The 10,879-nt window shown below is 54.8% G+C and carries 8 protein-coding genes; 5 read left to right on the forward strand and 3 right to left on the reverse strand.

Features of this window, described 5'->3' with window-relative positions:
* The 5 genes from ACQGQ5_RS06065 to ACQGQ5_RS06085 form a co-directional block, all read left to right on the forward strand.
* Positions 1–726: helix-turn-helix domain-containing protein (locus ACQGQ5_RS06065; protein WP_455735663.1), on the forward strand; the 726-nt coding region annotated here is incomplete at its 5' end.
* A gap of 117 nt (positions 727–843) precedes the next feature.
* Positions 844–2,640, forward strand: a complete 1,797-nt coding sequence (locus tag ACQGQ5_RS06070) for an ABC transporter ATP-binding protein (RefSeq protein WP_455735664.1) — start codon at positions 844–846, stop codon at positions 2,638–2,640.
* Entirely contained in the window at positions 2,630–4,366 is a 1,737-nt protein-coding gene (locus ACQGQ5_RS06075) for an ABC transporter ATP-binding protein (RefSeq protein WP_455735665.1), read from the forward strand. Before ACQGQ5_RS06070 ends, ACQGQ5_RS06075 begins: the two co-directional genes overlap by 11 nt.
* A 96-nt stretch (positions 4,367–4,462) precedes the next feature.
* Positions 4,463–5,191, forward strand: coding sequence for a nitroreductase family protein (locus ACQGQ5_RS06080; RefSeq protein ID WP_455735666.1), 729 nt, complete (start codon positions 4,463–4,465; stop codon positions 5,189–5,191).
* Between the two features lie 453 nt (positions 5,192–5,644).
* Complete coding sequence (locus ACQGQ5_RS06085; protein WP_455735667.1) at positions 5,645–6,868, forward strand: MFS transporter; 1,224 nt, start codon at positions 5,645–5,647, stop codon at positions 6,866–6,868.
* A 93-nt stretch (positions 6,869–6,961) separates the two neighbouring features.
* Here ACQGQ5_RS06085 and ACQGQ5_RS06090 read toward each other — a convergent pair whose 3' ends face one another.
* From ACQGQ5_RS06090 to ACQGQ5_RS06100, 3 genes are all read right to left on the reverse strand, one after another.
* Positions 6,962–8,089: a DUF4317 domain-containing protein gene (locus tag ACQGQ5_RS06090; RefSeq protein WP_455735668.1), complete on the reverse strand. Its 1,128-nt coding sequence runs from the start codon at positions 8,087–8,089 to the stop codon at positions 6,962–6,964.
* A 318-nt stretch (positions 8,090–8,407) separates the two neighbouring features.
* Entirely contained in the window at positions 8,408–9,640 is a 1,233-nt protein-coding gene (locus ACQGQ5_RS06095) for a TolC family protein (protein WP_455735669.1), read from the reverse strand.
* Positions 9,641–9,707: 67 nt separating this feature from the next.
* Complete coding sequence (locus ACQGQ5_RS06100; RefSeq protein ID WP_455735670.1) at positions 9,708–10,877, reverse strand: HlyD family secretion protein; 1,170 nt, start codon at positions 10,875–10,877, stop codon at positions 9,708–9,710.
* Positions 10,878–10,879 lie beyond the last annotated feature (2 nt).

A 10,879-nucleotide genomic window follows, 5' to 3' on the forward strand; every position in this document is an offset into this window, starting at 1 on the left:
CGGAGGGGCCGCTTTGAATGTGAGTTCAGGCGCGGCGCCTATGTCTATATGGGCGAAGGGGACCTCGCGGTCAATATGCTGGAAAACGCCGCCAGCGTCACCTGCTTTCCCCTGAAAATGTATCAGGGCGTCTCCGTCTTTATGGATCTTTGGGCCGCCGGGAAATATTTTGAAGCACAGCTGCCCGGCTTCCAGATTCATCTGGACGGGCTGCGCGAAAAGCTCTGTCCCGAAAACCGGTGCTTTGTTCTGAAATCTCCGGACCGGATACAGCGGATTTTTGACGATATCTACCGGGCGGACTGGGAAACACAGGCGGGATATCTGCGGCTGAAAACACTGGAGCTGCTTTTTGTGCTGGAAGATTTGCCGTCCTCTCCTTATGAAACAATCCCTTATTATGACGCGAATCAGGTGCGGAAGGTAAAGCATATCCGGGACCACCTGACGCGCTCCCTCGAGAAGGACATCACGCTGGCACAGCTGGCGCGGGAGCACGGAATCAGCCTGACGGGCCTAAAAAACTGTTTCAAATCCATTTACGGAAAGGGCGCTTCGGCTTACCGGCGGGAATACCGTGTTCAGACCGCCGCGGAGCTGCTGCGCGACAGGACGCTTACCGTAGCGGAGATCGCGGGACGGGTGGGGTACGAGAATCCCAGCAAGTTTTCATCCGCCTTTAAAGAAATCATGGGGATGAGCCCCTCGGAATACCGCAATAAATAGCTGGCCTTTCGGAGCAGCCGGGGCTTTTTGGAGTGGAAATCCCTTTTTGCATCTTCTACAATAACTTATGGTTAGCGATTGCTAACTGAATATTTTGTATGTTGAAGGAGGAAATTTATGCATAAGCAAAAAACGGGGATTCCGCGCCTGCTTGAGTTTGCGGGGAAGTACAAAGCTCTTGTTGTGGCGGCCTGTGTCCTGTCGGGGATCAGTTCGGTCTTTATGCTGCTGCCGTTCGTCTGCGTCTGGTTATGTGTCCGTGAGGTCCTGCGTGCGGCCCCGGACATGTCCGCGCTCAACGGCGGCAGCCTTGCCCTGTACGGCTGGTGGGCGGTGGCCGCTTTCGCGGTGGGCTTCGTTCTCTATTTTGCGGCGCTGATGTGCTCCCATTTTGCGGCGTTCCATACGGCCAGAAATATGAAATCACAGGCTCTGCGGCATCTGGTCACGCTTCCGCTGGGCTTTTTTTCACTGAACAGCAGCGGAAAGCTGAGGAAAATCATCGATGAAAACTCCGGCCAGACCGAAACGTTTCTGGCGCATCAGCTTCCCGACCTGAGCGGGACGGTTGTAACGGCGGTGACCATGCTGGTCCTGCTGTTTGTGTTTGACTGGCGGCTCGGCCTTCTGTGCCTGGTCCCTTTGGCCGTTGGGTTTGTGATCCAGATGAAAATGATGACCGTGGAATCCGTGGATTTTATGAAAGTATATCAGGATTCGCTGGAGGAAATGAACAATGAGGCGGTGGAATACGTCCGCGGGGTGCCCGTGGTAAAGGTGTTCCAGCAGACGGTCTATTCCTTCAAGAGCTTCTACAGCTCCATCATGAAGTATAAAAAATATGTCTCCGCTTACGCCCTTTCCTTTAAGAAAGCGATGAGCGCTTTTACCACCATCCTGAACGGAACTTTTTTTCTTCTGATTCCGGCGGGGTTCCTTTTCGCCGTGTATGCGCCGGACATCCGCCTGTTTCTGCAGGACTATATTTTTTATCTCCTGTTTACTCCGGCCTGTTCCGCTATGATCAATAAGATCATGTATATGTCCAGTTATAAAATGATTGCGGAGGAATCGGTGCGCCGCGTTGATTCCCTGCTGCAGGAAAAACCGCTTCCGAAGCCGGACACGCCGAAGATGCCTTCCGGGTCGCAGATAGAGTTCTCCCATGTTTCTTTCACCTATTCCGGTTCGGAAATCCCGGCTCTGAACGACGTCAGCTTTACCGTCCCGGCCGGATCCACGGTTGCGCTGGTGGGTCCTTCCGGCGGCGGAAAGACCACGGCTGCCAGCCTGCTGCCCCGTTTTTGGGATGTAAACGCCGGAAGTGTCAAAATCGGCGGGACAGACGTGCGGGACATCGGGCCGGACGTGCTGATGAAGCAGATCGCCTTTGTCTTTCAGGATTCCCGCCTGTTTAAGGATACTGTTTTCAACAATATCCGCGCGGCGAAACCGGACGCCGCTGCGGCGGAGGTGGAAAAGGCCGCCCGGGCGGCTCAGTGCGGCGATATCCTCGAAAAACTGCCGCAGGGCCTGCAGACAGTGATCGGGACCAGGGGCGTTTACCTGTCCGGCGGCGAACAGCAGCGGATCGCTCTGGCGCGCGCGATCTTAAAGGACGCGCCGATTATTGTGTTGGACGAAGCCACCGCTTTTGCCGACCCGGAAAACGAGCATAAGATTCAGGTGGCCTTTGAAAAGCTGACGAAGGGAAAAACGGTGCTGATGATCGCGCACCGGCTTTCCACGGTGAAAAACGCGGACGAAATTCTGGTGCTGTCCAACGGTGAAATCGAGGAAAGAGGCCGGCACGAAGAGCTTCTCACAAACGACGGAATTTACGCTTCGCTGTGGCGCGACTATCAGAGCTCCGTTTCCTGGAGCGTCGGCAAGGAGGTTTCCTATGTTTCGTAAGATATTTGCCCTGAGCGAGCAGGGCGCCAAAGACCTGAAAAAAGGGATTATCGCAAGCGCCGCGGCCGATATCGGCCTGATGCTGCCGGTCGGCCTGCTGGTCCTGACCCTGCAGGAGCTCCTGAAGCCGCTGTTCGGCGGCTCCCCCGATACCGGAAAGGTCTGGAAATACACGGCGGCTGCCGTGGGGCTTCTGGTTATTATTTTTATACTGAACTACATTCAGTACTGCAACACCTATGTTTCCGCATACGAGGAAAGCGCGGACCGCCGGGTGACGCTTGCGGAAAAGCTGCGGACGCTGCCGCTCTCCTTTTTCGGACAGCGCGACCTGAGCGCGCTTACCACCACGCTGATGGGCGACTGTACGGAGCTGGAGCACACCTTTTCCCATGCGGTTCCCCAACTGTTCGGGTCCGTTATTTCCATTGCGCTGGTGGGGATCGGGCTGTTCGTCTTGGACTGGCGGATGGCGCTTGCCACTCTGATCGTTCTTCCTGCGGCGCTGGCCGTAACCGTCGGCAGCAGAAGGATTCAGGATAAGTGGGGGACCAGGAAGGTCGATATCAAGCTGGCCGCCGCCGACGGCGTACAGGAATGTCTGGAGACTGTCCGCGATATCCGCGCGTGCGGGCGGGAAGAGGAATATCTTTCGGCGCTTGACCGGAAGCTGGACAGGGTCATTTCGGCTTCCCTCCGTTCGGAGCTGATAACGGGTGTTTTTGTTTCCTCCTCCCAGCTGATTCTGCGGCTTGGATTCGCAACCGTTATTTTAGTGGGAGCCAACCTGCTTTCACGGGGACGGACCGATTTTCTGACTTACCTGATCTTTTTAATGACGGTTTCCCGCCTGTACGATCCCCTGTCCGTCTGCCTGATGTATCTGGCGGAAATATTCAATGCGCAGATCCAGATACGGCGTATGAAGGAGCTGGAAAATCATCCGGTTCAGGCCGGCGGCAGCCGGTACGACCCCGAGGGGTACGATATCGTATTCGACCATGTGGGATTTTCCTACAACGACGGGGAAACGGTTCTTGACAATGTATCGTTTACGGCGAAGCAGGGGGAGGTTACGGCCCTGATAGGCCCCTCGGGCGGCGGCAAGAGCACGGCTGCCAAGCTGGCGGCCCGGTTCTGGGACGCGGACCGCGGAAAAATAACGGTCGGCGGCGTCGACGTGACCACGGTGGAACCGGAAACGCTTCTGAAAAGCTTTGCCATCGTCTTTCAGGATGTGGTGCTGTTCAACGATACGATCCTCAACAACATCCGTCTGGGGCGGAAGGGCGCGGCGGATCAGGAGGTGTACGCCGCGGCCAGAGCCGCCAACTGCGATGAGTTCATCCGGCGCTTCCCCGACGGGTATCATACCGTGATCGGGGAAAACGGCTCCACCCTTTCCGGCGGGGAACGCCAGCGCATCTCCATTGCGCGCGCGCTGCTGAAGGACGCGCCGGTCATCCTGCTGGACGAGGCGACCGCCTCCCTTGACGTGGAAAACGAGACCCAGATCCAGACCGCGATTTCACGTCTGGTCAAGGACAAAACCGTGCTGATTATCGCACACAGGATGCGGACCGTCGCGGGCGCGGACCATCTGGTCGCGCTGGACAACGGCGTTGTGGCCGAACAGGGAAAGCCGGAAGAACTGATGAAGCGCGGAAGGCTTTATCCGCGGATGGTTCAGCTGCAGCGGCAAAGCGCGGAGTGGACTCTGAAATAACAAAAAAATTTTTTCATCCATGAAGGGGCCGCTGCAAAACGGCCCCTTCATGGATGAAAGTGTGTTATAATAAGCACAAAAGCTGTCAGGAGGAAAATGAGATTGGAAAATGAAGTTTTAAAACAACTGCGGGAGAGAAAATCGGTGCGGGTTTTTGAGAACCGGGAAGTTTCTCAGGATGTCAAAAACGAAATCATCGCCTCGGCATTTGAGGCGCCTACGGCCGGAAACATGATGCTGTACACGATCATCGACGTGACGGACGGCAAAATCAAGGAGCAGTTATCCGTCCTTTGCGATCATCAGCCGTTTATTGCCAAGGCCCCGGTCGTTCTGGTCTTCACGGCGGATTATGACAGATGGTATAAAATGTTCAGCGCCGCGGGGCTGTCCCCCCGCAAACCCGGACCAGGCGACCTGCTGCTCGCCTGCTCCGACGCCCTGATCGCCGCGCAGAATTCCGTGACGGCGGCTCATTCGCTGGGGCTTGGCTCTTGCTATATCGGGGATATTCTGGAAAACTGCGAAAAGGTCCGGGCGCTTCTCTCTTTGCCCGAATACACTATCCCGGCCGCCATGGTGGTCTACGGGTATCCCACTCAGCAGCAAAGGGAAAGGGTAAAACCCGGACGCTTTGAAAAGGAGCATATCGTCCACACGGATTCGTACAAGGAAATGCGGCCGGAAGAACTGCTCCGTATGTACGGTGAGAATGGCTCGCTGGAGAGTATAGAGGCTTTCTGTAAAAGAAAATACATGTCCGATTTTTCACTGGAGATGAACCGGTCCGTTTCGGAGTATCTGAAAAATTTTATGGACCGCTGAGCGGGTGACCGGCACTTCTGAATGTTAAGTTCCGTTGACAGATTTCCAGTTCTGGCCGGTAGAAAATCCTGAAGTGACAGTTCGGCTTCAGCGAAGCGGATACTTTCTTAGTATTGAAGGATATTTTGTATCAGGAGTACAGAAGCCGGAAAGGCAAATAGAAAAGCGGGACGGATTTTATTCCGCCCCGTTTTTTGTATGGGAAATGAATCCGGGCGGCCCATATCCCTGTCATGCAAAAGAAACCGGTTGAATAAGATGAAAAATAAAAGTATAATAAAGAAGAAATATGCGTCAATCCAAAAACGCAATAAAAATCTGCTTGAAAAAATCCGGCCTGTTGGATCAAAGATAAAAATGCAGGTCTTACAGGCGGAATTTATCAGTTCATAAAACCAGTACGGCACATTCGGAGGGGAGATAAAGAACATCGACATCAATCTGAAATATACCATGAAGTATTCGGCTGCTCACAGCTTTTATTGGTCGATCGTTTGCAGCAGCCTCGGCTTTGCATCCATCTTTTTATTGTCCGAGCATTTCAGCAACAGCCAGATCGGCCTGGTGCTTGCGCTGGCGAATATTTTTGCGGTACTGCTGCAGCCCGCGGTGGCGGCGTTTGCCGACAGGACCAGAAAAATATCGATGAAAAATTTAATTGTCGTCCTGACAGGAGCGGCGGGAGCGCTTGCGGCAGCCCGATCCTTTCTGTCGGGGAGTTTTTTTATACTTGCGGTTCTGCTTACGCTGGAATCCGCCGTTCTGTATACGCTGCAGCCGCTGGTCAATTCCCTCGGGATGCAGTTCATTAATAAGGGGATCGGAATCAATTTCGGCCTTGCCAGAGGAATGGGTTCTATTTCCTACGCGGTATTATCCGTTTTGCTGGGAATCCTTGTGGACAGCTTCGGCACCGGCCTTCTGCCGGTTATTTCCACGGGCCTTTATCTGGCGCTGGGGATTGTAATTTATACATTTACAAAGGAGCGGTCCGCTGATACCGAAAGCGATACGGCTTGTCCGGAAAATATGGAAACAAGCGAGCCGAAAAAAGCGGATGCGCATCCATTTTCCTTTTTTATGCAGAACAAAAAATTTGCCGCGCTGATGATTGCCGTATCCCTTACGTTTTGTTCGCATACCATGATCAATAATTACCTGATACAAATCACCGAAAATGTGGGCGGCACTGCAAAGGAGATGGGAATCGCCACCGGAATCGCGGCGGCGATAGAATTGCCCGCCATGGTTTTGTTCGGTTTTTTGGTGAAAAAGATCCGATGCAGTTCCATCCTGAAATTTTCTCTCGTTTTCTTTACCGTGAAAGCGGCGCTCACGATGCTGGCAGCCGATGTGCGGACGCTGTATGCGGCACAAATATTTCAGTTCGGTTCCTACGCGCTGTTTATCCCCGCTTCCGTCTATTATGTAAATGAAATCATCCGTAAAGAGGACCTGGCAAAAGGGCAGGCCTTTATGACAAGCGCGATCACGCTTGGCGGCGTGGCCGCAAGTCTTCTCGGCGGATTGCTGCTGGATCTTTCCGGTGTGAGAGGAATGATTTTTGCGGGATTGATCGCTACGGCGCTGGGCCTGATCATAGGATTTTACGGGATTGAAAAAGTAGAAGTAAAAGAATGCCAATCAGAGGAAGCGTCCTCATCCTCCGTATCGTAATATTTCATTCGGGCGGCTCTTCCCATTTTACAAAAGTCCGTAATCTTTCCCCGGGCATACAAGCGGCAGACGCTGAGAGCAGCGGAAGAACCGTTACGAAATATGGATGTTCACGCCGTTTACCTCGACGCCTTCGTCCGCGCGGATCAAAATGTATTTGGTGCCGTCGATGATCCGCGTTTCGACCAGGTCGTTGCGCTCCGGATTGACACGGATCGTCACGTCGGGAGTGCGGACCTCCAGCTGCTTTGTGTCAATCAGATTCTGAGGGCTGATTTCGGCATCGGCGCCGAATTCCGTGTCAAACTTTTCTTCAAAGGCGGTCACGCGCTCTTCGGAGACGCCGGAGGATTCCAGAATCCCCTTTACCGTTTTTTTGGAGACGGCCAGCGGCTCTTCCTCTTTATTGTTTTTGTGCTCCTCGATCATTTCGGACAACTGTCCCTGAACTGCCTGCACGACGTCGAAGCTGCAGTCCTCGGCAACGGTGTCCTCCAAAATGGCCCGGAAGGTTTCCTTCTGTGCGGCGGCGGGCATCGGGATCTCGCTTTTGAATACGGTGTCGACGAATTCTGTATGGTTCTCCGCAATGCTGCGGGAGTAGTAAAGGGCGTTGTAAATGTTGGCGCTGCGGTCGTTGAAGGCCGGAAACAGGAATCCAAGCTCCGGCGCCGACACGACCCGGTCCGTCCGGATATTGCGGAAGCTGTTTTCCGAAACATAGTAGCCAAGCGCCGGCTTTGTTAATTTTACAGGGCAGATGCTGCACAGGAAGTACGAAAATACCTCTGCGGAATCCTCCTGCTTTTCTCCGTCTTTTGTATAGTACGGAACGTCGTACTGGTCGTAAGCCAGAAGAATCAGGTAATGGCCTTCCGTATTGAGCGTCTGAATCACGCGCCCGTAAAATTCCCTCACGGCGTCGTCGTTTTCCAGCGAGGAATCTTTGAGCGCCATCAGCAGCTTGTGCTCTTCGCCTTCCAGAACCTGCCGGGTCGCAAATTCAATGTCGATCAGGTTCTTGCCAATCGTCCCGGACAGCGTCTTTTTCAGAATGGCCAGCAGCTCTTCGGATTCGTCCTGGGGCATTAACCCCAGCGGCTGGCTGAACTCCGAAACGATTTCTTTCTGATCGTTGACGTAACAGCCGCGTATCCGGGTAATATTGCTCTTGTCCGGACGGAAGCGGCGGCGGATTTCTGCAATTTCTTTTTCGTTCATAGCATCCTCGTTCAATTCTATATGTAGTTTGGTTCCAGTCATGTATTTTTTGATTATATCACGGAGGAATGTGGTTGTCATCCCAACGAGGAAAGCTTTGACTGCTCTTTTTTTCGTCCCGGCTGCCGTGGCTTCCTCGGAACCTTGTATGTAAGGCTTCCCGGTCACCATCGTTTACAATGGAAGCGTTTCAGGAAAAGCCCGTCATGCCTGTGTAATCAGGATGACGGGCTTCCGTAATTTTATTTATGTTGAAAATCCGCGGTCGGCTGTTTTGAGCGGTCTCCGAATATGTGGAACCGCCCCTTATGCGGAGAACTATTCCTGCGTGGATGTGCCGATCACGCCCCGAAGCGCCCAGCGGTACTGCTCCTGGGAAGAAAAAAGATTGAGCTTCGCCTGATCGAGCGCGGCCTGCGCGCTGTCCAGGTCTGTCTGCACGTTTTTCAGTTCGAGTACCGAGGCGATCCCCAACGTATTCTGGAGCTTTACGGCGTCAAGCGTTTTCGTTTTCGCGTCGTAAGCCGCCTGCGCCGAGGCGAGGCGGCTCTGCTTTTCCGCCACGTCGTTGTACACCTGCTGGAAGGAAGCGCTGAACGTGTTCAGCGCAAGGCCGTAATTCAGCGACGCCGCGCGATAGTCGTCGACCGTTGAATCCAGATTGGAATCCTTGTTGTCGTCGGCGATTTCCTTCGCCAGCTTCTTTTCTTTCAGCGTCCAGTTTGCGCCCTGCGCCGTCTGCCGGTCGGCCGCCTCGTTCACTGCGGCGGAGAAATTTGCATCCGGCGACGGTGCGGAAGAAATCGAGAGGTCGTAATCGGACGAGTATCCCAGAAGCACCTGAAGATTGTTTTTCACCGTCCGCATCTGGTTTGCCAGCGCGGTGAGGGTATCCGCCAATGTGTTTTTCTGCTGCCGGGCGTTGAGCAGGTCGGTCTGCGTAATGAGACCGAGGTCGGCTTTCAGCTGCGTGATTTTCAGCGTGTCGTCCAGCGCCTGCTGCTGCCTGAGCAGCTGATTGCGCTCCGCGTTCAGGTAGTGAAACGTCACATAGAGCTTCTGCGCCCCCACGACGATCTGGTCGGCGGCGTCGTCCATCTGCAGCTCGGTCTGGTCGATGGTGTCCTCGTTTACGTCGAGCTGATCGCTTTGGGCGCTCAGAATCGAACGGATCGCTGCAATTGACGCGAGACTGCCTTGGAGCGATGATGCAATGGCTTGCTGCTCCGGCGAGGAGGGCAGAGCGGCGACGGCATTGTAAGCGCTTTGGAGCTGGTCGCTCACGCTTTGCAGGGAAGCGCGGCTGGCGGCGAGCTCCTGCTGCTTCTGCCCGGCCGCGTCGTTGCTGTTCAGACTGTCCAGCGTTTTTTCATTTGCGCGGATGGTCTGATTGCCCGAACGCACGAGAAACTCAATGTCCGCGTAATTTACATTTACGATCTGGGGAGCGGCTGTGACCGCGTCGGAGGCCGTGTCGGCGAGCGCGGGAACCGGGGTTCCCGCCAGAAGAAAGACGGACAGCAGCCCTGCGGTGATTTTTTGAAAGTTCATAAGGTTTCCTCCCTTTGCAATAAAACTTTTGTCTGATCGCTGTGAAGAAAATTATTTTGTGGAATATTCATTTTGAAAAATAAACATCCACGGTGTAGCCCGGCTTCAGCAGGCCCTTCGGATCGTCGGGCTTTACCAGCACGCGCACGACGCGCTTGCCGTCCTTCTCCACGGCCAGGTCGGGAATCTGTGTAACCGTGCCGGTAAGCGAGGCGTCGGGGGCCGAGGCCGGAACGATCCTGACGGTTTCGCCGGCCTTCACGCTGCCGATGAATTCTTCGTCGACCTCCGCGCTGATGGCGATGGAGTCCGCGTCGATGATCTGGAGCACCTTGGTCGGCGCGCCCTGCACACCCAGATGGGCCGCGCTGCTGACGGTGATATTCTGTACGATCCCGTTTTTAAGATCGGAGACGATCTGGTTCCCCTTGAAATAGGTTTTTGCGGTTTTGGCCGTCATGGCGTCCAGATCCACCTGCGCGGCGGAGACGCCGCCCTGCTGTTTCGCGACATTCGCGGTGTTGCCGAGCTTTGCCTGTGAAAGCTGCGCCTGCTTGGATCTGAGCGAGACGTTCAGCTGGTCAAGCTCGTCTTTCAGGGCGTTTTTGGTTTTTTGCAGGGTTTCTGCGGCCTGGGTCACGGCGTCCTTGTACTGGTTCAGCGTTTCCTTCGAGACCCCGCCCGCGCTGTAGAGCGCCTGGTAGTTCGAGAGGTTGCGCTTCGCGGTGTCGAGCTGTGTTTGAGCGAGCTTCAAATCGGGGCTCGTGCCCTTGTTATATTCCGTCGTTTTGCGCGCGATTTGGCTCTGCGTCTGGGTAATGTCGGCCTCCAGCGCGGCGGTGTCCTGCGTGGCGGCGGGCAGCGCCGCCTGGTTTGCGGCAAGCTGCTGCTTCAGCTTTTCGACGTTCCCGCTGTATTCGGAAAGGTCCAGCGTTACGAGCGGCTGGCCGAGCGTGACCCGCTCGCCCTCCTTCACCAGTACATCCGTCACGATCGACGGGAAGTCGACGCTGATGTCCTCCATGCGGGTGTATTTCACCTCGCCCCACGCGTCGATCTCTCCGGCCTGATCTGCCGAAGCCGCAGAATCCGTCTTCTGCGGAGCGGCGGGGGCGTTTTTCTGGTGAAAAAAGATTCCGAGTACGACGAAGAGCGCGGCGAGCGCGCACGCCCCGGCCAACGCCGCCTTTTTATGCGATACGATCCAGTCCTTCACTGGTAAAAACCAATCCTTCATGG

This window comes from Caproiciproducens sp., assembly GCF_053840905.1.

Coding starts and splice junctions, on each gene's coding strand:
- ACQGQ5_RS06090 (WP_455735668.1), bottom strand. CDS start 8,089: ATGAACGAAAAAGAAATTGCAGAAATCCGCCGCCGCTTCCGTCCGGAC.
- ACQGQ5_RS06080 (WP_455735666.1), top strand. CDS start 4,463: ATGAGATTGGAAAATGAAGTTTTAAAACAACTGCGGGAGAGAAAATCG.
- ACQGQ5_RS06100 (WP_455735670.1), bottom strand. CDS start 10,877: ATGAAGGATTGGTTTTTACCAGTGAAGGACTGGATCGTATCGCATAAA.
- ACQGQ5_RS06070 (WP_455735664.1), top strand. CDS start 844: ATGCATAAGCAAAAAACGGGGATTCCGCGCCTGCTTGAGTTTGCGGGG.
- ACQGQ5_RS06095 (WP_455735669.1), bottom strand. CDS start 9,640: ATGAACTTTCAAAAAATCACCGCAGGGCTGCTGTCCGTCTTTCTTCTG.
- ACQGQ5_RS06085 (WP_455735667.1), top strand. CDS start 5,645: ATGAAGTATTCGGCTGCTCACAGCTTTTATTGGTCGATCGTTTGCAGC.
- ACQGQ5_RS06075 (WP_455735665.1), top strand. CDS start 2,630: ATGTTTCGTAAGATATTTGCCCTGAGCGAGCAGGGCGCCAAAGACCTG.